Origin of the sequence: Nesterenkonia aurantiaca, assembly GCF_004364585.1 — a bacterium.
GTDB classification, from domain to species: Bacteria; Actinomycetota; Actinomycetes; order Actinomycetales; family Micrococcaceae; genus Nesterenkonia; species Nesterenkonia aurantiaca.
Genome location: NZ_SOAN01000003.1, coordinates 170,274 through 192,008, shown reverse-complemented (window position 1 = coordinate 192,008; position 21,735 = coordinate 170,274). Strand labels below are relative to the sequence as shown.

Sequence of the window (21,735 nt, the reverse complement as noted above, 5' to 3'; positions counted from 1 at the left end):
ACCGGCGTCTCCAGGCAATTGAGGTGAAAAACTCAGCGGTTCGAGCTCGACCGACCCAGGCTCAGGCAGTGAGCTCCACCGTTCCGGCGTCGTACTTGCCGAGGTCCCCGGTGACCCCGGCCCGGTGGGCGCGCCCGCCCAGCACCAGGGTGTAGACCCAGTACCCGGCCAGCACCGCGGCGCCGATGCCGATGCGCAGCCAGTGCGGCAGATCCGAGGGGGTCACGAAGCCTTCCACGACTCCGGAGATCAGCAGGATCAGCACCAGCCCGAAGGCCACCGTGATGAGCTTGCGCCCCTCGGCGGCCAGCGCGGCAGAGCGTCGCATCTGGCCCGGCGCAACCCAGGCCCAGAAGATTCGCAGCCCGGCCGCCCCGGCGATGAAGATCGCGGTGATCTCCATCAGGCCGTGCGGCAATATGTAGAGCCAGAAGGTGGACGCCTCACCCTGTTCCGCCATGACCCCGGCGGCCATGCCGAGGCCCTGGGCGTTGACGAAGAGCACGAAGGGCACGAAGACGCCGGTCACCCCGAAGGCGACCTCCTGGGCGGCGATCCAGGCGTTGTTGGTCCACACCTGTGCCGCAAAGCTGGAGTTGGGGTGCTCCGAGTAGTAGTTGGCGAACTCGGTGCCGGCGTAGCTCTGCCGAGCCTCCTGGGGCATCAGCAGATCGATCTGCGGGTGGTGGATCGTCCAGAAGGCGAAGGCCGCCGCCACGGCGATGAAGGCGGCACCCAGGATCACGGTGAGCCACCGGATCCGGTAGAACGCCACCGGCAGGGTCTGGGTGAAGAAATAGGCGCTGGACACGAACACGTTCTCCCCGGACCCGGTCAGATGCGCGCGAGCCCGTCCCAGCGGGGCCGAGAGTGAGGCCACCACCGGAGAATCCGGCTCGGCGGCGCGGATCATGGACAGGTGGGTGGAGGTCCGCTCGTAGAGCCGCAGCATCTCGTCGGCTTCGGCGGCGGCGAGCCGCCGGCGCGAGGCCAGCGCCGCGAGCCGGTCCCACTCGTGCTGATGCACGGCGATGAAGGCGTCGATATCCACGCCACGAGACTACCCCGTGCTCAGCGCGTCACCGCGGTGCCGGTGAAACTGCCTTCCCTCGGCGTCGCGCATGTGCCACGATGCCAAGATGACTTCCATAGAACAGCACGCCCAGCGCCTTCTGGATCTCCACCACCAGGCCACCCCGGTCATCCTGCCCACGGTCTGGGACGCCTGGTCCGCTGAGACCTGTGCCTCGCTCGGATTCTCGGCCCTGACCATCGGCAGCCACCCGGTGGCGGACTCCCTCGGCGAGGCCGACGGCGAGGCCATGGAGCTTGCCGAGGTGCTGCGCGTCGTGCGGCGGATCACCGACGTCGTCGACATCCCGGTCTCCGTGGACCTGGAGTCCGGATACGACACCCCTGCCGAGGAGCTGGTGCACCGAACCCTGGAGGCCGGCGCCGCAGGCATCAACATCGAAGACACGGTGCACTCGATGGATGAGATGCGCTCCCCCGAGGAGCACGCCGGCTACATCGCCGCGATCCGGGCCGCCGCGGACGCCACCGGCACCCACCTGGTGATCAACGGCCGCACGGATGCGTTCACCACCGACGCCGGACCGGAGGCCCAGCTCAAGGACGCGCTGCACCGGCTGCGTCTGCTGGAACAGGCCGGAGCCGATTCGCTCTACCCGGTGAAGGTCCCGTCCCGGGACTACCTGGAACAGATCCTGGCCGCGGTGAAGACCCCGGTCAATGTCACGGCACACCCGGTCAACGGCGCCATCCCCGGCGGACTCAGCATTGCCGAACTCACCACGCTGGGCGTGAAGCGGGTCTCCTTCGGCCCGTTGCTGCAGCGCAGCCTCACCGATGCCATGAACGAGATCCTCCAGCCGTGGACCCCGAGCACCTGAGCCTTCACTGCGCCGCCCGAACCCGCCCCGGCGACGCTAGGCTTGACCCATGCGCAATGTGATCACCGGTGAAGGCGTGGAGCTGGAGCTTCCGGCCGCGTCCTTGATCACCCGCGCCGCCTCGCTGATCGTGGACCTGATCATCGCGTGGGCAGCGCTGCTGGCCTTCCTGATCCTCTCCGGCCTGGCGGCCGGGGCCGGGGTCCTGGATCCGGCCATGGAGGCTGCGGTCATGCTCGGCGGCGCCGTGCTGTGCCTGGTGATCCTGCCGATGACGGTGGAGACCCTCTCCCGCGGCCGCTCGGTGGGACGGCTGATCTTCGGCACCCGAGTGGTGCGCGACGACGGCGGCGCCATCCGGCTCCGGCACGCCGGTATCCGCGCGCTGGTCGGCTTCGGAGAGATCTACCTCAGCTTCGGCATCATCCCGCTCTTCGCCGGAATGTTCAGCCGGCGGACCCGGCGCCTGGGCGATATGGTCGCGGGCACCTATGTGATCCGGGTCCGGCAGCCGGCCGTGAAGCCGATGATGCTGCCGGTGCCTGCCCAGCTGACCTCCTGGACCCAGATCGCTGACCTGGGCCGGATCCCGGACGCCGTGGCGGCCCGGGCCTCGCGGTTCCTGCGCACCATCCAGGACAACCCGCGCGGGCACAACGCCCAGGCTCTGGAGCACACCGCGCACCGGCTGGCCAACGAGGTCGCTGGCCACGTGGCTCCCCCGGCCCCGCCCTCCTCGGCCACCGAGTTCCTGGTGGCGGTGATGGCCGAGCGGCGCAACCGGGAGTACCGGCGGCTTCGCATCCAGGCGGAGCGGCAGCAGCGGCTCGGCCAGCGGCTGCACCAGCTGCCCTACAGCTGAGCTGGACCACGTCCACGAGCCCGGGCGTCGGCCCCTGGCCACGGCACCGGAGGGGGTCTGCTCGCCTGTGCTCCCGCTCCCGCGCACGGCCACTCTCCCGCGCGGCCACTCTCCCGCTCCCCCACATCGATAGTGCAATTTGTGCAGGTTTATCCGCCGAAACCGCCGCAAAATGCGCTCAAATTGCACAATGGATCTCGCAGCCGGTCGGAACAGAGCGCAGCAGGTGCGGGCGCAGCAGGCGCGGGCCGGGTACGCGCCGTGCCAGGCTATGGCGATCCGGGAGCACCGGCCTGAGCAGGGCGGATCCGGCGTAGTCGATCTCGCGCGCTGCCCTGATCGCGACCCACCTCCACGGATTCCGTCGCCTCGCTGAGCCCCGCTGCCGGGGTGTCCACGTAGACCGACTCCGCCTGCGCCACCTGGCAGCCCTCATGCCAGATCCCGACCGCGCCCGGAATCTTCTTCGCACGACGGTTGAACTCCGCCCAGGCCGGGCGGTGCAGCCCCTCGCGGTCGGAGGCGTAGGCATAGAGCTGCTCGGTGGAGGACCAGTACCGGATGCACAACGGGCCTCCGCGTCCGAACACCAGTCGGTGGCCGAGCAGCCCCGAGTCGGGGTCCGCGGTGAGCTCCTCGAGCATCTTCGGCATGGCAGCGAAGACCGGGAACCACGCGCGCACCCGCCACGGCTTGTGGATCGTCATCCCCACCATGAACACCACCAGGTCACCTTTGTGGTGGTGCGTCCGTCGTCCCGTGATCACCTTGCGCATCTGAGCCTCCTCCGCTTCGCGAATCGCTGCTCCTCAGCCTGCTTCGGCGAATTCCCTCTCAGTGTTGCGCATCACATCAACCCGTCGTAAAATGAACACGAATCATTATCTGATGGTGGAGGAGACCTCTGTGAACTCCCGGCTTGAGAATTACATCAACGGATCGTTCGTCGCGGCCAAGGGCACGGCGGAGCTGGAGGTCCTCAGCCCCATGACCGGCGAGCGCGTCGCGCTCTCACCGGTCTCCGATGCGGAAGACATCGACGCCGCCTTCGCTGCGGCACGCAGCGCCTTCGCCTCCTGGAAGTCCGTGACCCCCTCAGAGCGTCAGCGCTGTCTGCTGGCTCTGGCGGACAGGATGGAGCAGCACTCGGACGAGCTGGTCGAGGCCCAGCACCGCAACACCGGACAGCCACGCCGGATCATCGCGCAGGAGGAGGTCGCCGCGGGCGCGGACCAGCTGCGCTTCTTCGCCGGTGCGGCCCGGCTGCTGGAAGGCCGCGGGGCCGCAGAGTACCTGGAGGGCCACACCTCCTATGTGCGGCGTGAGCCGGTGGGCGTCGTCGCGCAGATCACTCCATGGAACTTCCCGCTCATGATGGCCATCTGGAAGATCGGCCCGGCCCTGGCCGCCGGCAACACCATCGTGCTCAAGCCCGCGGAGACCACTCCGGAGTCCACCCTGGTGCTGGCTCGTCTGGCCGGGGAGGTCTTGCCACCCGGCGTGCTCAACGTGGTCCTGGGCGACGGAAGCACAGGTCAGCTGCTCACGGAACATGACACCCCAGCGATGGTATCGATCACCGGCTCGGTGCGCGCAGGCCAGGCCGTGGCCACCTCTGCCGCGAAGGCGGTCAAACGCACCCACCTCGAGCTCGGAGGCAAGGCGCCCGCCGTGGTCTTCGCCGACGCGGACCTGCACAAGGCCGCCGAGCTGATCCTGACCTTCGGAACCTTCAACGCCGGCCAGGACTGCACCGCGGTGACCCGGGTACTGGTCCAGGACAGCGTCCACGACGAGTTCGTCGAGCTGCTCGCCGCTCAGGCGGCCAAGCTCACCACCGGAGAGCTCGATGACGGGTTGAACGACTACGGGCCGCTGAACAACGTGCGCCACTTCGAGACCGTCTGCGCCAAGCTCAAGAACATCCCCGACCACGCCACGGTGATCACCGGAGGCGTGCCCCCGGAGGGTGGGCGGGGATTCTTCGTGAAACCCACCATCATCACCGGGGTCCGCCAGGAGGACGAGCTGGTCCAGGAGGAGACCTTCGCCCCGGTGCTCACGGTGCAGCCCTTCAGCACCGAGGAGGAGGCCCTGACCCTGGCCAACGGCGTGGACTACGCGCTGGCCTCCAGCGTCTGGACCACGAATCAGGGTCAGGCGATGCGGATGAGTCGGGATCTCGACTTCGGCTGCGTCTGGGTCAACACCCACCTGCTGCTGGTGGCCGAGATGCCGCACGGCGGGTTCAAGTCCTCCGGATACGGCAAGGACCTCTCGCTGTACTCAGTGGAGGAATACACCCGGGTCAAGCACGTCATGCACGCCTTGGACTGAACGTCTCGCCGTCCTGGATCCGCCGGACCAGCCCGTCCACCAGGATCTCCAGCGTCATCTCGAACGCCCGGTCTGACGAGGCCCGGGCGTCGGCGGCGCGCAGCTCGGCCGCGCGTGCGAAGGTCGGCGCGATCTCCACGCTGTCGCCGGGGTCGAAGATGTTCGCCGGCGCCGAGGCGTCGAAGGCCGCGCCGAAGACCAGCGCCTCGATCCCGACGATGATGTCCACCGCGTCGCGGTCATCGATCCCCGCCGAATGCAGCGCCTCGAAGACGCGTTCATACATCCGCAGCGACTGCGGAGCGTCTGCGATGGGCAGGACGGCGATCAGCGGAATCAGCTCGGTGTGCTCGATGTAGCACTCCCGGTAGGAGCGCGCCCAGGCCATCAGCGCCTCGGGCCAGGGAAGCCGGTCGAAGGCGCTGCAGTCGATCTCCTCATTGAGCCGATCCTGGATCAGCACCAGCACCTCCTGCTTGGAGGAGACATGGTTGTACAGCGCCGAGGCCGAGACCCCGAGCTTGCGCGCCAGGCCTGCCATGGTCAGGTGGTCGTACCCGCGCTCGGCGACCAGGGTCATCGCCCGACCCGCGATCACGCCTCGCGAGAGCACCGGCGAGGTGGGTCGCCCTCGCCCCCGGGGTCGCGTCTTCTCCGCAGTCACTGTCTCTGTTCCTTCGCTCGTCGCGCTGGTCGTTCCTTGACTCGTCGCGCGGATGGTCGCGCCGTTCACAAGGGGCAAGTCTAAGAGCTCGGCGTCGCGCCGTTGAAAATCTCCGGCAGGTCTTGACAACCGCTCCGGACTGCCCGTTAATGAATATAGTTAATTTATCTGTGAAGGGGAACACTATGGAACCCAAGCGATCACTGGGCAGCAGCGAGGCGCAGGAGTGCGACGTCGTCGTCGTCGGAGCGGGACCTGCCGGACTGATGGCCGCCCGGACGCTCCATGCCGCCGGGCTCTCCACCATCGTGCTGGAGGCGCGTGACCGCGTCGGCGGCCGCACCTGGTCTCAGGAGATCGATGGGGCCTTCCTGGAGGTCGGCGGACAGTGGGTCTCCCCCGACCAGACCGTGCTCCTGGGGCTGCTCGAGGAGCTGGGGATGGAGACCTTCACCCGCCACCGCGAGGGCGCGAACATCTACCTGGACCGCGAGGGCGTCCGCCATGAGTTCACCGGAGAGATGTTCCCGGCACCGGAGCAGACCGTGACGGAGATGCAGCGGATCATCGAGACCCTCGACGAGCTGGCCGCCTCGATCGGTCCGGAGGAGCCGTGGGCGCACCCGCTGGCGCGCGAGCTCGACACCGTGACGTTCAACGAATGGCTGCGCCGCCAGACCCAGGACACCGCCGCCCGGGAGAACATCGCGATCTTCCTCGCCGGGGGGATGCTCACCAAACCCGATCACGCCTTCTCCGCGCTGCAGGCGGTCCTGATGGCAGCTTCCGCGGGGTCGTTCAGCAACCTGGTGGACGAGGACTTCATCCTGGACCGACGCGTGGTCGGCGGGATGCAGAGCGTCTCCGAGGAGCTGGAGGCCCGGCTGCCCGCAGGCTCGGTGCAGCTCTCCACCCCGGTGCGCACCATCGCCTGGCACCCTGAGGGCGGGGCGACGGTGTTCTCCGATCGGGTCACTGTGCGGGCCCGCCAGGTCATCCTGGCGGTGCCGCCGAACCTGTACTCGCGGATCAGCTTCGAACCTCCGCTGCCGCGGCTTCAGCACCAGATGCATCAGCACCAGTCCATGGGCCTGGTGATCAAGGTCCACGCAGTCTATGACCGTCCCTTCTGGCGGGAACAGGGGCTCTCCGGCACCGGCTTCGGCCCGAACGAGATCTGCCAGGAGGTCTACGACAACACCAACCACCAGGACAGCCGCGGCACCCTGGTCGGCTTCATCTCTGATGAAGTGGCCGACCAGATGTTCACCCTCTCCGCGAAGGAGCGCCGAGAGGCCATCCTGCGCTCCCTCTCCGCCTACCTGGGGGATCAGGCGCTGACCCCGGAGGTCTACTACGAGTCGGACTTCGGCTCCGAGGAATGGACCCGCGGCGCCTACGCCGCCAGCTTCGACCTCGGCGGCCTCTCGCGCTACGGCGCGCATCAGCGCAGCGCAGTGGGCCCGCTGCACTGGGCCTGCTCCGATCTGGCCGCGGAGGGCTACCAGCACGTCGACGGCGCGCTGCGGCAGGGACGCCGGGCCGCCGAGGACATCATGCATCGCTTCGCGGAGACCACGGATCGTCCCGCCGCTGCCTCCGACCAGGAAGAACACCTAGACCACATGGAGGTGCGTCATGGTTGAACCTACGATCCACCGAGTCGCCGTGGGCTTCGGCGGCGATGAGCGCAGCCACGACGCCCTGGCGCTGGGCATCGCGCTGGCCCGCTCTGCCGGGGCGCGGCTCGACCTCATCCTGGTGATCCGTCAGGACTCGGCGTTCAAGCAGGAGTACCCCCCGGTGGGCAGCGTCGTCGGAATCATCGCCGAACAGGCCCAGCAGTGGATCGCCGAGGCCGAGGCGGTCATCCCCGCAGAGATCCGGCACCACAGTCATATACGCCCCGGCGGCTCCGTGGCCGAAGGACTGGTCGCCGCGGTCCAGGAGCTGGACTCCGACGTGCTGGTCACCGGCTCCGGCATCGGGTTCGGGCGGATCATGACCCACCCGGCGGTCACCGCCCTGCTGCACAGCTCCCCGGTTCCGGTGGCGCTGGCCCCCTCGGGCTATCGGGCGAACACGCAGATCACTGACGTGATGGCCGCGGTCTCGGCGGCCCACCCCGATCACCAGGTCACCCGATCCAGTGAGTCCTGGGCTCGCCAGCTGGGGGCGGCGGTGACCCGCGTGACCTTCGAGGACAAGGAGTCTGGATCCGTCGCAGGTTCAGCGGATGCAGACCCAGCCCTCGACTCCGGCAGCTCCCAGCCCGGCAAGCACATCTACGCCACCGGGCGGTCGCTGCGCCATGCAGTGGGCACGGTCGACTGGCCGCAGGGCGGGATCCTGCTCATCGGTTCGTCCCCGCTGGCGCGCCGCCGGCACATCTTCCTGGGCATGACCGCCGCCCGGGTGCTCTCCCACCTGCCGATCCCCATGATCCTGCTGCCCCGCGAGCCCGAACCCAGCGCGTCTGACAACCGCGAACCTGACCCCAGCGCGTCACCCGCGCGCTGACCGAGGAGACCATCATGAGCGAACCACGCGGCCCCGTCGTCAAGGCACCCGGTCAGCACACCCACAGCAAGGGGCTCAGCGTCGGCAGCATCGGCGCGCTCGGCGCCGTGGTGATCGGCGTCTCCACGATCGCTCCGGCCTACACGCTCTCCGGGGCCCTGGGGCCCACCGCCTCAGCGGTCGGGGACCATCTGCCGGCGGTGCTGATCGTCGGGTTCCTGCCGATGCTGCTGGTCGCTCTGGGCTACCGCCAGCTGAACCGTGCGATGCCCGACGCCGGCACCACCTTCACCTGGGCATCGAAGGCCTTCGGTCCGTGGATCGGCTGGATGGGCAGCTGGGGACTGCTCGCCGCCACGATCCTGGTGCTCTCCAACCTGGCGGGGATCGCGGTGGACTTCTTCTACCTGGCGATCAGCCAGATCACCGGGGTCGATTCGATCGCCGAGCTGACCCGCAACGTCCCGGTCAACGTGATCACCTGCGTGATCTTCATGGCCGCAGCCGCCTATGTCTCCTACCGCGGGATGGAGACCACCAAGACCGTGCAGTATGTGTTGGTCTCCTTCCAGGTGCTGGTGCTGCTCTGGTTCGCCGTGGCGGCGTTCCGCCAGGTCTCGGCCGGCTCCGCCTTCGATGCCACCGGCTTCAGCTGGGAATGGTTCAACCCCTTCGGCATCGAGTCCTTCTCGGCCTTCTCCGCCGGCATCGCCCTCTCGGTGTTCATCTACTGGGGCTGGGACGTGGTGCTGACCATGAACGAGGAGTCCCGCGGGACCACCACCACCCCGGGGCGGGCCGCGATCCTGACCATCCTGGTGGTCGTGAGCCTCTACACCATCGTCACCCTCGGCGCGCTGACCTTCGCCGGAGTCTCCGACGGCGAGTACGGCCTGGGCAACCCGGACATCCAGGAGAACGTCTTCGCCGCCCTGGCCGGACCGGTGATGGGCCCGATGGCGATCCTGATGTCGCTCGCGGTGCTCTCCTCCTCGGCCGCCTCGCTGCAGTCCACGATGATCTCCCCGGCCCGGACCATGCTGGCCATGGGCCACTACGGCGCGCTGAACCGCAAGTACTCCCAGGTCAGCCCGCGCTACCAGACTCCGGCATACGCCACCGTGGTCGCGGTGATCATCGCCTCGGTGTTCTACGTGGTGATGCGCATCATCTCGGAGAACGTCCTGTGGGACACCATCACCACGCTGGGCATGATGGTCTGCTTCTACTACGGGATCACCGCGCTGGCCTGCGTCTGGTACTTCCGCCACGAGGCCACCGCCTCCGCGGGTGCATTCTTCAACAAGCTGCTCGCCCCGCTGGTGGGCGGAATCCTGCTGCTGATCTTCTTCTTCCAGACCATCTGGGACTCCATGGATCCGGACTACGGCTCCGGCTCGGAGATCGGCGGGATCGGCCTGGTGTTCATCCTGGGCATGCTGGTCTTCACCCTCGGCATCGCCGCGATGTTCTGGCAGCACCATAAGCGGCCCGAGTTCTTCCGCCAGCGCTTCGAGACCACCGAGTTCATCGCCGACTGACGGAGCCCCATGACCTCCTCCCCCCACCTCGACCTGCGAATGCCCCCGGAATGGGCGCCGCATGAGCGCACCTGGATGGCGTTCCCCTGCGCCAACGCCACCTTCGGTGCACCTGGATCCGCCACCCTCGACGCCGCCCGGGCGGCCTGGGTCCGGGTGGCGAAGCTGATCGCCGAGCACGAACCGGTCACCGTGGTGGTGGCCCCTATGGATCTCACCGTGGCCCAGGAGCTGCTCGGTGACACGGTCACGCTGCGGCCGCTGCCGCTGGATGACGCCTGGATGCGCGACATCGGACCGACCTTCGTCCACCGGTCCGACGGCGAGCTCGCCGCGGTGGACTGGGTGTTCAACGGCTGGGGCGCACAGAGCTGGGCCAGCTGGAACAAGGACGAGCACATCGCCGCCGCGGTCACCGCCGCGACCGGGGCCGTGCGGGTCACCAGTCGGCTGATCAACGAGGGCGGCGCCTTCCACGTCGATGGTCGCGGCACGGTGCTGCTGACCGAGACGGTCCAGCGCGATCTGGGCCGCAACCCCGGGATGTCCCACGCCCAGATCGAGGCCGAGCTGCACTCCGCGCTGGGCACCACCCACGCCGTCTGGTTCCCGCGCGGGCTGACCCGGGACTATGCGGAGTTCGGCACCCGCGGCCATGTGGACATGTTCGCGGCCTTCACCCCCTCCGGAAGCATCCTGCTGCACCGCCAGGACAACCCGGCCCACCCGGACCATGCGGTCACCCGTGAGCTGCGCGGCTTCCTGGAGACCGCCCGCGACGCCGCCGGTGAGCCCTTCGACATCATCGACGTCCCGGCGCCGGCGACCATCCTCGCGGACGGGGAGCATGTGGACTGGACCTATATCAACCACTACGTGGCCAACGGGGTGGTGCTGCTCTGCGCCTACGACGACCCTGCCGACGAGGAAGCAGCCGCGATCCTCGCCAAGGCCTACCCCGACCGGCGCATCGAGCTTCTCGACGCCCGGGACATCCTGCGCTTCGGCGGCGGCATCCACTGCATCACCCAGCAGCAGCCCGCCGCGGTGAACCCCGCCGCACCCCTGGACCTCCTTCCCGGAGACCCTGACCGATGAGCGGCTCACCATCGAGCGGCTCCTCTGCGAGCCGGCCTCCGGCGAGCGCGGAGACCACCGAGACTGCCACGACCAGCGGGGCGGGCTTCGACGTCGTCGAGGCCAGCATCGCCGAGCTGCGCGCGGCGCTCGAGCAGGGCAGCGTCACCAGCGAGCAGCTGGTGCAGGCCTATCTGGACCGGATCGAGGCCTATGACCGGCGGGAGGACCGGCAGGGCCCGGGGCTCAACGCCATGGTCGTGATGAATCCCGCCGCCCTGGATGAGGCCCGCGCCTCCGACGCCCGCCGCGCCGCAGGTCAGCCTCGCGGGGCGCTTGACGGGATTCCCTACACCGCCAAGGACAGCTATCGGGTGGCCGGGCTGAGCGTCGCCGCGGGCTCCCCGGCGTTCGCGGACCTGATGGCCGGCGGGGACTGCTTCGTGGTGGAGCGGCTGCGCGGCGCCGGTGCGATCCTGCTGGGGCTCACCAACATGCCCCCCTTGGCGAATGGAGGCATGCAGCGCGGCCTCTATGGCCGGGCCGAGAGCCCCTATAACCCCGCTTATCTGACCTCGGCCTTCGGCTCTGGTTCGTCCAACGGCTCCGGCACCGCCACCGCGGCCAGCTTCGCCAGCTTCGGGCTGGCTGAGGAGACCTGGTCTTCGGGGCGAGCCCCGGCGTCGAACAACGCGCTCTGCGCCTATACCCCGTCCTGGGGCCTGATCTCGATGCGGGGCAACTGGCCGCTGGTGCCGACCATGGACGTCGTCGTGCCGCATACTCGCACGATGGCCGACCTGCTCGAGGTCTTGGAGGTGATCGTGGCCGAGGACCCGCAGCCGCGCGGGGACTTCTGGCGGACCCAGCTCTGGCACCCGCTGCCCCCGGTCTCCGAGCTGCGACCGGCCTCCTATGCCGCGCTGCACATCTCGGATCCCGCGGCTGCCCGCGAGACGCTTGGCGGGCTGCGCATCGGGGCTCCCCAGATGTATCTGGGCGAGGACCCCGAGGCGGGGACCGCTCCGCCCTCACCCGAGGGCATCACCGGCATCGGCGGATCCACCGGCCGCCCGGTGATCCCACGCGCCTCGGTGCTGGAGCTCTGGCGGGCCGCCGTGGCAAGCCTCACCGCTGCCGGCGCGACTCTCACTCCCAGTGACCTGCCGGTGGTGACGAACTACGAGGGCGACCGGCCCGGGGCACCGAGCATCGCGACCCGGGGCCTGGTCCCCGCGGAGTATCTGCGCCAGGAGGTGGGGCTGCTCTCGGCCTGGGCCTGCGAGGACTTTCTGGCCGCCAACGCCGATCCAGCGCTGCACAGCCTGGTCCGGGTCGACGGCCGCGAGATCTTCCCTGCTCCTCCTTCAGCTCTGCCGGACCGCTATGACGGCTTCGAGGATGACATTGCGAGCCTGCCGGACCTGGTGCGCACCCACCCGGACCTGCAGCTGCGGCGCCTGCCGTGGATGCAGGAGGGCATCGACGGGCTGCTGCGCACCCGCGAGCTGGACTTCGACCGATGGATGGAGCAGCACGGCCTCGACGTCATCGCCTTCCCCGCCGTGGCCGACGTCGGACCCGCCGACGCCGATCACTCGGTGGACTCCGCGGATCTGGCCTGGCGCAACGGGGTCTGGGTCGCGAACGGGAATCTGGTCTGGCGCCACCTGGGGATCCCCACCGTGACGGTGCCCATGGGCACCATGGGTGACACCTCGATGCCGGTGGGGCTGACCTTCGCCGGCCGCGCCTATGACGATGCCCGGCTGCTGCGCATCGCGGCAGCCTTCGAATCCACCGGCTCCCGCCGCACCGAACCCCCGCTGACCCCCCGACTCTGAGCCGGTCCAGCGCCGAGGCCACCTGCGCCCCGGGCCCCCGCTGAGACCACCGCTGCGCACCCGCCCCTCCTTCGAAAGGCAGACCCCGATGACCGATCCCACCAGCACCCGCCAAGGCGCACTCCCTGCACTCTCGGCGCTGCCCACCCGGCTTCCGCAGCGTCGTGAGCTGCTCACCGAGGTGCCGGGCCCCTCCTCGAAGCGGCTCGCCCAGCGCCGGGCCGCCGCGGTGGCCTCCAGCGCGGTCTCCGTGATGCCGGTCTATGTCGCCGACGCCGACGGCGCCGTGATCCGCGACGTGGACGGCAACAGCTTCGTGGACCTGGGCTCGGGGATCGCGGTGACCTCCGTGGGAGCCAGTGCCCCCGCCGTCGTCGCCGCGGTGGCTGAGCAGGTGGCGCACTTCACGCACACCTGTTTCATGGTCACCCCCTATGAGGGATACATCGAGGTGGCCGAGGAGCTGGGCCGGCTGACCCCCGGTGATCACGCCAAGCACACGGTGCTGTTCAACTCCGGCGCGGAGGCGGTGGAGAACGCGGTGAAGATCGCTCGGCTCGCCACGGGCCGACAGGCCGTGGTGGCCTTCGACCACGCCTATCACGGGCGCACGAACCTCACGATGGCGCTGACCGCGAAGTCCATGCCGTATAAGACCAATTTCGGGCCCTTCGCACCGGAGGTCTACCGGATGCCGATGAGCTACCCCTACCGCGACGCGCACCCGCATATCAGCGGCAAGACCGCGGCGAAGCGGGCGATCGATCAGATGGAGAAGCAGATCGGCGCCAGCTCCCTCGCCGCGATCCTGATCGAACCCATCCAGGGTGAGGGCGGATTCATCGTTCCCGCCGAGGGGTTCCTGCCCACCCTGGCCGAGTGGGCGCGCGAACACGGCGTCGTGTTCATCGCCGACGAGGTCCAGTCGGGGTTCTGCCGCACCGGCGACTGGTTCGCCTCTGAGCACGAGGGCGTCGTCCCGGACCTGATCACCATGGCCAAGGGGATCGCCGGCGGGATGCCGCTCTCGGCAGTCACCGGACGGGCGGATCTGCTCGACGCCGTGCACCCCGGCGGTCTCGGCGGCACCTACGGCGGAAACCCCGTGGCCTGCGCCGCAGCCCTGGCGGCGATCAAGACCATGGAAGAGCACGACCTCGCCGGGAGGGCTCGAGCCATCGAGGCCCTGGTGCTGCCCCGGCTGCGCGCCCTGGCAGATGAGCTGGGCACCGCGGAGGGCCCGATCGGCGATGTCCGGGGTCGCGGCGCGATGCTGGCGATCGAACTGGTCCACTCGGGCAGCACCGTGCCGGACCCGGAGACGACTCGCGCCGTGGCGGCTGATTGTCTGGCCCAGGGCGTCCTGGTGCTGACCTGCGGCACCTACGGCAATGTCCTGCGGCTGCTGCCCCCGCTGGTGATCAGCGAGGAGCTGCTCAGCGAGGCCCTCGACGTCCTGGAGGGCGCGCTGCGCCGGCACAGCGTCGCGGCTCAGGAGGTCTGAACCATGGACGTGTCGCCACAGCGCCTGGATGCGCTGCTCACTCAGACCCCGACCAGCCTGTTCCTCGACGGGCAGTGGCGTCAGGCCAGCTCCGGGGCCCGCTTCGCGGTGAAGAACCCTGCCACCGAGGAGACCCTGGCCAGCGTCGCCTCCGCGGGCGCCGACGATGCCCGTGCCGCGATGGATGCGGCGGCCTCGGCACAGGACTCCTGGGGCCGGACCCCGTCACGGCAGCGCGCGGAGATCCTGCGGCGCGGATTCGACCTGGTGCAGGACCACGCCGAGCAGCTGGCCCTGCTGATGACCCTCGAGATGGGCAAACCCCTGGTCCAGTCCCAGGGCGAGGTCGTCTACGGCGGAGAGTTCCTGCGCTGGTTCTCCGAGGAGGCGGTGCGCGATCACGGCCGCTACGCCGACACCCCTGAGGGGACCCTGCGGATGCTGGTCACCCGCAAGCCGGTGGGCCCGTGTCTGCTGATCACCCCGTGGAACTTCCCGCTGGCGATGGCCACCCGGAAGGTCGCGCCAGCACTCGCCGCCGGGTGCACGATGATCCTCAAACCCGCCGCGCTGACCCCGCTGACCACGCTGTACCTCACCGCGCTGCTGGTCGAGGCCGGGCTGCCTGCTGGGGTGCTCAACGTGCTGCCCACCGACACCCCCGCCGCGGTCTCCGAGCCGCTGCTGGCCGACCCGCGGCTGCGCAAGATCTCCTTCACCGGGTCCACCGCCGTGGGCAAGCACCTGATGAATCAGGCGACCGAGAATGTGCTGCGAACCTCCATGGAGCTCGGCGGCAACGGTCCGCTGATCGTGTTCGAGGATGCGGACCTGGACAAGGCCGTGGCCGGGGCGCTGGCCGCAAAGATGCGCAACATGGGCGAGGCCTGCACCGCTGCCAATCGAATCCTGGTCCACGAATCGGTGGCGGAGGAGTTCACGGCGAAGCTCGCGCAGCGCATGTCCGCGCTGAAGGTCGGTTCCGGGCTCGAGGAGGGGGTCGACGTCGGCCCGCTGATCGACGCGAAGGCCTGTGCCTCGGTGGCGGAGCTGGTCGAGGACGCGGTGCAGCGCGGAGCCGAGGTGGTCCTCGGCGGAGGCGCTGTGGAGGGCCCGGGACATTTCTTCGCGCCCACGCTGCTGCGCAACGTCTCCCCCGATGCCCGGGTGGTGAAGGAGGAGATCTTCGGGCCGGTGGCACCGGTGCTGACCTTCGGCAACGAGGATGAGGCGGTGGCGATGGCGAACGCCACCGAATACGGGCTGGCCTCCTACGTGTTCACCGAGAACATCTCCCGCGGCCTGCGCATCGGGGACCGGATCGACTTCGGCCTGCTCGGCCTCAACGTCGGGGTGATCTCCAACGCCGCCGCGCCCTTCGGCGGGGTCAAGCAGTCCGGGCTGGGCCGCGAGGGCGGCGCGGAGGGACTCGCCGAGTACACCAGCACCCAGTACATCGGGATCGAGAGCCCCTGGAGCAGCTAGAGGCGATCACCGGGTCATGGCCTCGGACACGGAGGCTGCGAAGACCCAGGCCGGCACGGCGAAGAAGCCTACGAAGGCGCTGACCACGGCGAGCCCCCAGCTGCGGCCCCATAATGCCAGCCCGGCCCCGATCAGACCGCAGACGAACGGCGCGCCCATCAGCCAGAGGCTCACGGGCGCGCCGTCGTCGTTGAAGTCGACCAGCAGCACCGGTGACACCACCGCAAGCCCCAGGAAGACCAGGGCCGCGGTGAGTCGCCAGCGGTACATGCGGGATCAGCGGCGGTAGATCAGTACCGGTAGTGCTCCGGCTTATACGGCCCGGCCACGTCCACCCCGAGGTAGTCGGCCTGGTCCTTGGAGAGCTCGGTGAGCCGGGCGCCCAGGGCGTCGAGGTGCAGCCGGGCGACCTTCTCGTCGAGGACCTTGGGCAGCACGTAGACGTCGGTCTCGTAGCGGTCCGCCCCGGTGTAGTCCGGAGCGGTCTTTGCGAAGAGCTCGATCTGCGCGATGGTCTGGTTCGCGAAGGAGGAGCTCATCACGAAGCTCGGGTGCCCGGTGGCGTTGCCCAGGTTCAGCAGCCGGCCCTCGGAGAGCAGGATGATCGAGTGGCCCTGGGCGCGGGTGCCGTCGGCGGGCATGACCCACTCGTGCACCTGCGGCTTGATCTCGACCTTCTGCACGCCGGGGATCGCGGCCAGACCGGCGATGTCCACCTCGTTGTCGAAATGTCCGACGTTGCCGACGATGGCCTTGTTCTTCATCTTCTGCATCGCCTCGGCGGAGATGATGTCCTTGCCGCCGGTGGTGGTGATGAAGATGTCACCGGTCTCCAGGACGTCTTCCAGGCGGGCGACCTGGTAGCCGTCCATGGCAGCCTGCAGCGCGTTGATCGGGTCGATCTCGGTGATGATCACCCGGGAGCCCTGGCCGCGCAGCGCCTCGGCCGCACCCTTGCCCACATCGCCGTAGCCGCAGACCACGGAGACCTTGCCGCCGATGAGCACATCGGTGGCGCGCATGATGCCATCGGGCAGCGAGTGCCGCACGCCGTACTTATTGTCGAACTTTGACTTGGTGACCGAGTCGTTGACGTTGATCGCCGGGAACAGCAGCTTGCCCTCGCGAGCGAACTGATACAGCCGGTTCACCCCGGTGGTGGTCTCTTCGGTGACCCCGCGCAGGTTCTTCGCGATCCCGGTCCAGCGCTGCGGGTTCTCCTGAAGGGACTTGCGCAGCGTGGCCAGCACGTAGTGGTACTCCTCGGGATCGGAGTCCTGCGCCGAGGGCACCGCACCGGCGGCCTCGAACTCGACGCCCTTGTGGACCAGCATGGTGGCGTCGGCGCCGTCGTCGAGGATCATGTTCGCGCCCACCGTGGGGTCCTCATCGACTCCGGGCCAGGCGAAGATCTGGCTGGCGGTCCACCAGTACTCTTCGAGGGACTCGTTCTTCCAGGCGAAGACCGGGACGCCCTGCGGGTCCTCCGGAGTGCCGTGCGGACCGACGACGACGGCGGCGGCCGCCTCGTCCTGGGTGGAGAAGATGTTGCAGGAGGCCCAGCGGACCTCGGCGCCCAGCGCGGTCAGGGTCTCGATCAGCACGGCGGTCTGCACCGTCATATGCAGCGATCCGGCGATCCGGGCTCCGGCCAGCGGCTGGGACTCGCCATACTCCGCGCGCAGGGACATCAGTCCGGGCATCTCGTGCTCGGCCAGTCGGATCTGGTGGCGGCCGGCTTCGTGGGAGGTGATGTCCGCGATGCGGTAGTCGAAACTCATAGGTATAGAAGTCCTTCTGCTGTCTGGGGTAAAGGTCTGATGCCGTGCGTGGTCACGTCCGGCGGGCTGGCTCGGGCTCTGGGTCTGGGTCTGGCTCAGGTTCGGGCTCAGCGCGGGGCGAGAAGCTTCGGCACGCCGCGTTCAATCGGGTAGCGCAGGTTGGGATCCAGGGTGGAGATCAGCTGATCCCCGTCCTGGCGCAGGGTGCTGCCACTGACCGGGCAGCGCAGGATCTTGAGCAGATTCTCAGAGAGTGCGCCGGCGGACGGCCCCGGGGCGGGGTGCGGCGCGGCGGAAGGCTGGGCACTGGGCATGGCCCCAGCCTACCGCGCAGGCCACGGCACAGGGCCGGCGTCGTCATCCGAGGACACCGGCCCTGGGTGCAGTCAGGCCATGCTGTTGCGGGGCGGGTCAGTGACCGGCGCCGAGGTTGCCCGCCATCCGCTCGTGCAGTGCGGCACTGGCGGTGTTGAGTCCGGAGATCTCCACCCGCTTGCCGTATTTGGAGTACTTCTCGGTGATCGCGTCCAGCGAGGCCACCGTGGAGGCGTCCCAGACGTGGGAGTTGTACATGTCGATCACCACGTGATCGGGATCCTCCGCGTAGTTGAACTGGGTGTAGAGATCATTCGATGAGGCGAAGAACAGCTCGCCGGAGACCTCGTACTTCACCATCTCCTCGCCGAAGTGCTGCTCGATCCGGCGCTCCACCGTGGCCAGGTGGGCCACCCTTCGGGCGAAGAGCACCATTGCGGTGAGCACACCGAGCCCGACGCCGATCGCGAGGTTATGCGTCCAGACGGTGGCGATCACGGTGACCACCATGACCGAGGTCTCGGACTTGGGCATCATCTTCAGCGTGGAAGGCTTGATGCTGTGCCAGTCGAAGGTGGCCACCGAGACGAAGATCATCACCGCGACCAGCGCGGCCATCGGCATGAGGGCGACGATATCTCCGAGGCTCACGGCGAGGATCAGGATGAAGATGCCGGCCATAAAGGTGGAGATCCGGGTGCGAGCTCCAGAGGCCTTCACATTGATCATGGTCTGACCCACCATCGCGCAGCCGCCCATGCCGCCGAAGAAGCCGGTGATGATGTTTGCCGCGCCCTGGCCCCAGGACTCGCGGACCTTGTCGGAGCGGGTGTCGGTGACGTCGTCGACCAGCTTCGCGGTCATCAGCGACTCCAGGAGTCCGACGGCCGCCATGCCCAGCGCGAAGGGCGCGATGATCTGGAAGGTCTCCATGGTGAAGGGGACGTCCGGGATGAACAGCTCAGGGATCGACTCGGGCAGTTCGCCCTTGTCTCCCACGGTGGGGACGTTCAGCGCGAAGACCACTGCCAGCACGGTGAGCAGCGCGATGGCGATCAGCGGCGCCGGGACCACCGTGGTGATCCGTGGCAACAGGTAGATGATCACCAGACCCACCGCCACCATCGGATAGACCAGCCAGGGGACGCCGATCAGGTCGGGGAACTGCGAGGTGAAGATCAGGATCGCCAGAGCATTGACGAAGCCGACCATCACCGAGCGCGGGATGAACCGCATCAGCTTGGCCACACCCAGGACCGCGAGCAGCACCTGAAAGACGCCGGCGAGGATGACCGTGGCAATGAGGTACTCAATGCCGTGGCTCGCCACCAGCGGGGCGATCACCAGAGCGGTCGCCGCGGTGGCGGCTGAGATCATCGCGGGGCGTCCGCCGAGGAACGCGATCGAGACCGCCATGGTGAAGGAGGCGAAGAGTCCGTACCGCGGGTCCACGCCGGCGATGATCGAGAACGCGATGGCCTCGGGAATCAGGGCCAGCGCCACGACGAGCCCGGCAAGGATCTCGGTCTTGAGCAGCCGCGGGGACTTCAGCGTGCGAAGAACTGACTGCCGCTGTTCCGGGGTCAGCTCCTCGGCGACGGCCGTGGGAGTGTGGGCCATGAGGCTCCGTTCGCGGGTTGTGGACACGGCGGTGTCCCTTGAATTGATTGAGCGGTGCGGGGCGCGGCGTTGCGCAGAGAAGAACGGGGAACCGGTGAGCCGAGCTCCAACCAGGCACGACAGAGACCCTACTCTAACGTTAGGGTAGGGTTCGATTCATGTGAGCAACGTCTCAGGGAATGGACGGATGCTCAGCTGTCGAGCTGGTGGCTCAGCTGCTCGGCCAAAAGGTCAGCCTGTTTCAGGTAGGCGGCGAGCTTCTCTCGCTCGCGCACCACGTGGTCCAGGGACGCCTGGGCACGTTCACGCTGTTCGGCGTCGAGCGAATCCAGCTCCAGCAGCGCGACGACCTCGGTGAGCTCCTCGAGGCTGAACCCCAGTGGCTTGAGGTACTTGATCCGCATCAGTCGCTGCTGGTCCGCCTCGCTGAAGAGCCGGAAGCCGCCCTCGGTCCGACCGCTGGCAGGGAGCAGACCGACGTCGCCGTAGTGCCGGATGGTCCGCAGTGACATGCCGGTGCGGTCAGCGAGCTCGCCGATGTGCATCGTCTGCGCGTGCGCATCTGTTCTCACGTGACCTCCCGATGTCATTGGCGATTCACTCTACCAACGCCTGCGGGCGCAGGACCCGGGATGCGGTCTCCCCAACGGGGGCCACGCGCGCTGCGGCCCAGTCCTCGGCTCAGTCCTCGAGCATCCGCAGATGGCCGCGGGAGATCCCGGGGCCTCCGGCGCGGACCGGTGGCGCCATGCGTTCGCGCGTGGAGCGGGTGGGCAGCTCCGGCTCGGAGCCGCGTTCGGCTCTCGGCCCCTGGGATGAGTGGTCCGTCTGGCCCGACTGCTCCGCCTCGCGCTGGGCCTTCTGGGCCAGCGCCCAGGCGGCCTGGACCTCGGGAGACTCGCGCACGGCGTCGGCCAGTGCCAGGAGGTCATCCTCCTGCTTCGGCGCTGAGGACAGCGTGAGTCGCAGCACCTCCCAACCGCGCGGCGGGGTGACCGATGCGGCGTGCCGGTCGCAGAGATCGTAGGTGTGCGGCTCCGCGTAGACGCTCAGCGGACCCACCACCACGGTGGAGTCCTTATAGGAGTAGGTCAGGGTGGCGGCGGCAGGCCGCTCACAGCTGTTTCTGGTGCATCGACGCGAGGAATCCACGAGAGACCACCCTAGCAACCACTCCCCCAGACGCCGGTCAGGCGCGGCGGCCGATCGGTGCGGGCATGTTCCCACCTGGATCAGGGAGCAGGCCTGCTCCGCCCCCGCTGTGGGCCCGCACGGTGTCAGATCCGCGGCCCCATGTGCTCCAGGAACCTGATGATCGCGCGTTCGGTGAGCTCGGGCTGCTGTGACTGCGGGTAGTGTCCCGCCTGCGGCACCATCACGACGTCGGCCTTCAGCGTCTCCCCGATCCAGTGCGCCTCTGCCTCGGGGTCTTTGAAGTCGGGGTCCCGTTCTCCCATCACCACCAGCACCGGAGCGCTGACCTCCAGGAGTCGGGCCTCAGCCGGGGCATGGTCGGTCTGCCGGGTGGTGAGCGAGAACGCCCGAGCATAGGCGGGGCGGCGCAGGCTGGCGATGACCGTGTTGCGGTAGTCCGTGAAGTCCACCGGCTTCTTCCCCGAGTACAGCGTGGGCATATAGGCCTTCCACATCGACGCGACCCAGAACGGAGAGGTCATCGCGCGGAAGATCGCCAGGCTGATCCGTCCGGCCGGCGGGTTCCGCACGAAGGGCCCCAGCAGCACCAGACCGTCGACCTGCTGCGGGTGATCGGCCGCCACGATCACCCCGGCCCCGGCGGCGAGCGAGTTGCCGATGAGCACCGCAGGGCCGCCGAGCGAGTCGATCAGCGCGCTGAGGTCCGAGGCGGTCTCAAGATCACCGTAGGCGGAGAAGCTCGGGTCGCTCTCGCCGTGGCCGCGCAGATCCGTGGTCACCACGGTGTAGCCCGCCTGCACCAGTCCCGGTGCCAGGAACCGATAGCTGGAGCGCAGCTCGCCCATCCCGGGCACGAGCACCAGGAGCGGACCGGTGCCTTCGACGTCGTAGGCGAGCTTCCCCTCGGGGCGCTGCAGGAACTGCGTGGAGGGAGCGGCCGCGGCGGCAGAGGAGCTCATATCGGGAATGCTCCACAGTCGCTCAGGCCGCTGTCAATGGTCTGCGCCGCGCGGGGCGCTGCCGGCTCGGCCCGCCGGCCCAGTCCGCTCGTCCAACTTACGGGCTCAGCGCTCCGGCCCAGCGCGCGGGCCCAGCGCGCGGGCTCAGCGCGCGGGCT

General features: G+C 68.7%; 20 protein-coding genes. 10 read left to right on the top strand and 10 right to left on the bottom strand.

Going from position 1 to position 21,735, the window contains the following annotated elements:
- Positions 1-61 precede the first annotated feature (61 nt).
- Positions 62-1,051 carry a stage II sporulation protein M gene (locus EV640_RS05535; RefSeq protein ID WP_200869335.1) on the bottom strand — a complete coding sequence of 330 codons (990 nt, stop codon included), beginning with the start codon at positions 1,049-1,051 and terminating at the stop codon, positions 62-64.
- Positions 1,052-1,139: 88 nt separating this feature from the next.
- Here EV640_RS05535 and EV640_RS05530 point away from each other — a divergent pair, with 88 nt between their 5' ends.
- Together EV640_RS05530 and EV640_RS05525 are read left to right on the top strand one after the other, a co-directional pair.
- Positions 1,140-1,913 carry an isocitrate lyase/PEP mutase family protein gene (locus tag EV640_RS05530; RefSeq protein WP_036477453.1) on the top strand — a complete coding sequence of 258 codons (774 nt, stop codon included), beginning with the start codon at positions 1,140-1,142 and terminating at the stop codon, positions 1,911-1,913.
- 49 nt (positions 1,914-1,962) lie between these two features.
- The gene (locus tag EV640_RS05525; protein ID WP_036477313.1) at positions 1,963-2,775 is read left to right on the top strand and encodes an RDD family protein; all 813 of its coding nucleotides are present in this window, start codon (positions 1,963-1,965) and stop codon (positions 2,773-2,775) included.
- Positions 2,776-3,044: 269 nt separating this feature from the next.
- Here the strand turns inward: EV640_RS05525 and EV640_RS05520 are convergent, their stop codons facing one another.
- Positions 3,045-3,551, bottom strand: a complete 507-nt coding sequence (locus EV640_RS05520) for a DUF4188 domain-containing protein (RefSeq protein ID WP_036477315.1) — start codon at positions 3,549-3,551, stop codon at positions 3,045-3,047.
- A gap of 130 nt (positions 3,552-3,681) precedes the next feature.
- Between EV640_RS05520 and EV640_RS05515 the strand changes: the two genes are divergently transcribed.
- Positions 3,682-5,112, top strand: coding sequence for a gamma-aminobutyraldehyde dehydrogenase (locus EV640_RS05515; RefSeq protein WP_133726035.1), 1,431 nt, complete (start codon positions 3,682-3,684; stop codon positions 5,110-5,112).
- Here the strand turns inward: EV640_RS05515 and EV640_RS05510 are convergent.
- Positions 5,093-5,776, bottom strand: coding sequence for a TetR/AcrR family transcriptional regulator (locus EV640_RS05510; RefSeq protein WP_036477317.1), 684 nt, complete (start codon positions 5,774-5,776; stop codon positions 5,093-5,095). The two genes, EV640_RS05515 and EV640_RS05510, sit on opposite strands and share 20 nt — an antisense overlap.
- A 185-nt stretch (positions 5,777-5,961) precedes the next feature.
- On the opposite strand from EV640_RS05510, the gene EV640_RS05505 reads away from it, so the two are divergent.
- The 7 genes from EV640_RS05505 (at position 5,962) to EV640_RS05475 (ending at position 15,747) form a co-directional block, all read left to right on the top strand.
- A complete protein-coding gene (locus EV640_RS05505) occupies positions 5,962-7,422 on the top strand; it encodes a flavin monoamine oxidase family protein (protein ID WP_133726034.1) in 1,461 nt (486 codons plus the stop codon).
- Positions 7,415-8,296 (top strand): universal stress protein, encoded by an 882-nt coding sequence (locus tag EV640_RS05500; protein WP_051501419.1) that lies wholly within the window; start codon positions 7,415-7,417, stop codon positions 8,294-8,296. The genes EV640_RS05505 and EV640_RS05500 overlap by 8 nt, the downstream gene beginning before the upstream one ends.
- A gap of 14 nt (positions 8,297-8,310) precedes the next feature.
- Positions 8,311-9,837, top strand: coding sequence for an APC family permease (locus EV640_RS05495; RefSeq protein WP_133726033.1), 1,527 nt, complete (start codon positions 8,311-8,313; stop codon positions 9,835-9,837).
- A gap of 9 nt (positions 9,838-9,846) precedes the next feature.
- Complete coding sequence (locus tag EV640_RS05490; RefSeq protein ID WP_051501420.1) at positions 9,847-10,935, top strand: agmatine deiminase family protein; 1,089 nt, start codon at positions 9,847-9,849, stop codon at positions 10,933-10,935.
- Positions 10,932-12,758 carry an amidase gene (locus EV640_RS05485; RefSeq protein ID WP_133726032.1) on the top strand — a complete coding sequence of 609 codons (1,827 nt, stop codon included), beginning with the start codon at positions 10,932-10,934 and terminating at the stop codon, positions 12,756-12,758. Before EV640_RS05490 ends, EV640_RS05485 begins: the two co-directional genes overlap by 4 nt.
- An 88-nt stretch (positions 12,759-12,846) precedes the next feature.
- Positions 12,847-14,262, top strand: a complete 1,416-nt coding sequence (gabT, locus tag EV640_RS05480) for a 4-aminobutyrate--2-oxoglutarate transaminase (RefSeq protein ID WP_133726031.1) — start codon at positions 12,847-12,849, stop codon at positions 14,260-14,262.
- A 3-nt stretch (positions 14,263-14,265) separates the two neighbouring features.
- Positions 14,266-15,747, top strand: coding sequence for an NAD-dependent succinate-semialdehyde dehydrogenase (locus EV640_RS05475; RefSeq protein ID WP_133726030.1), 1,482 nt, complete (start codon positions 14,266-14,268; stop codon positions 15,745-15,747).
- Positions 15,748-15,753: 6 nt separating this feature from the next.
- Here the strand turns inward: EV640_RS05475 and EV640_RS05470 are convergent, their stop codons facing one another.
- The 7 genes from EV640_RS05470 to EV640_RS05440 form a co-directional block, all read right to left on the bottom strand.
- On the bottom strand, positions 15,754-16,017 hold the full coding sequence (locus EV640_RS05470) for a hypothetical protein (protein ID WP_036477320.1): 264 nt from the start codon (positions 16,015-16,017) through the stop codon (positions 15,754-15,756).
- 20 nt (positions 16,018-16,037) lie between these two features.
- Positions 16,038-17,528, bottom strand: a complete 1,491-nt coding sequence (gene ahcY, locus EV640_RS05465; protein ID WP_036477321.1) for an adenosylhomocysteinase — start codon at positions 17,526-17,528, stop codon at positions 16,038-16,040.
- Positions 17,529-17,635: 107 nt separating this feature from the next.
- A complete protein-coding gene (locus EV640_RS05460; protein WP_133726029.1) occupies positions 17,636-17,842 on the bottom strand; it encodes a Trm112 family protein in 207 nt (68 codons plus the stop codon).
- A gap of 97 nt (positions 17,843-17,939) precedes the next feature.
- On the bottom strand, positions 17,940-19,463 hold the full coding sequence (locus EV640_RS05455; protein ID WP_133726028.1) for a SulP family inorganic anion transporter: 1,524 nt from the start codon (positions 19,461-19,463) through the stop codon (positions 17,940-17,942).
- 191 nt (positions 19,464-19,654) lie between these two features.
- Positions 19,655-20,035, bottom strand: coding sequence for a MerR family transcriptional regulator (locus EV640_RS05450; RefSeq protein ID WP_341802707.1), 381 nt, complete (start codon positions 20,033-20,035; stop codon positions 19,655-19,657).
- A gap of 109 nt (positions 20,036-20,144) precedes the next feature.
- Entirely contained in the window at positions 20,145-20,615 is a 471-nt protein-coding gene (locus EV640_RS05445; protein ID WP_084479713.1) for a DUF3499 domain-containing protein, read from the bottom strand.
- Between the two features lie 125 nt (positions 20,616-20,740).
- A complete protein-coding gene (locus EV640_RS05440; RefSeq protein ID WP_133726027.1) occupies positions 20,741-21,577 on the bottom strand; it encodes an alpha/beta fold hydrolase in 837 nt (278 codons plus the stop codon).
- Positions 21,578-21,735: the final 158 nt, after the last annotated feature.

Excerpts from the sequence above, each read along its gene's own strand:
- EV640_RS05530 (WP_036477453.1), top strand. The coding sequence starts at position 1,140 with ATGACTTCCATAGAACAGCACGCCCAGCGCCTTCTGGATCTCCACCAC.
- EV640_RS05525 (WP_036477313.1), top strand. The coding sequence starts at position 1,963 with ATGCGCAATGTGATCACCGGTGAAGGCGTGGAGCTGGAGCTTCCGGCC.
- EV640_RS05520 (WP_036477315.1), bottom strand. The coding sequence starts at position 3,551 with ATGCGCAAGGTGATCACGGGACGACGGACGCACCACCACAAAGGTGAC.
- EV640_RS05505 (WP_133726034.1), top strand. The coding sequence starts at position 5,962 with ATGGAACCCAAGCGATCACTGGGCAGCAGCGAGGCGCAGGAGTGCGAC.
- EV640_RS05500 (WP_051501419.1), top strand. The coding sequence starts at position 7,415 with ATGGTTGAACCTACGATCCACCGAGTCGCCGTGGGCTTCGGCGGCGAT.
- EV640_RS05495 (WP_133726033.1), top strand. The coding sequence starts at position 8,311 with ATGAGCGAACCACGCGGCCCCGTCGTCAAGGCACCCGGTCAGCACACC.
- EV640_RS05490 (WP_051501420.1), top strand. The coding sequence starts at position 9,847 with ATGACCTCCTCCCCCCACCTCGACCTGCGAATGCCCCCGGAATGGGCG.
- EV640_RS05485 (WP_133726032.1), top strand. The coding sequence starts at position 10,932 with ATGAGCGGCTCACCATCGAGCGGCTCCTCTGCGAGCCGGCCTCCGGCG.
- gabT (WP_133726031.1), top strand. The coding sequence starts at position 12,847 with ATGACCGATCCCACCAGCACCCGCCAAGGCGCACTCCCTGCACTCTCG.
- EV640_RS05475 (WP_133726030.1), top strand. The coding sequence starts at position 14,266 with ATGGACGTGTCGCCACAGCGCCTGGATGCGCTGCTCACTCAGACCCCG.
- EV640_RS05470 (WP_036477320.1), bottom strand. The coding sequence starts at position 16,017 with ATGTACCGCTGGCGACTCACCGCGGCCCTGGTCTTCCTGGGGCTTGCG.
- ahcY (WP_036477321.1), bottom strand. The coding sequence starts at position 17,528 with ATGAGTTTCGACTACCGCATCGCGGACATCACCTCCCACGAAGCCGGC.
- EV640_RS05460 (WP_133726029.1), bottom strand. The coding sequence starts at position 17,842 with ATGCCCAGTGCCCAGCCTTCCGCCGCGCCGCACCCCGCCCCGGGGCCG.
- EV640_RS05455 (WP_133726028.1), bottom strand. The coding sequence starts at position 19,463 with ATGGCCCACACTCCCACGGCCGTCGCCGAGGAGCTGACCCCGGAACAG.
- EV640_RS05440 (WP_133726027.1), bottom strand. The coding sequence starts at position 21,577 with ATGAGCTCCTCTGCCGCCGCGGCCGCTCCCTCCACGCAGTTCCTGCAG.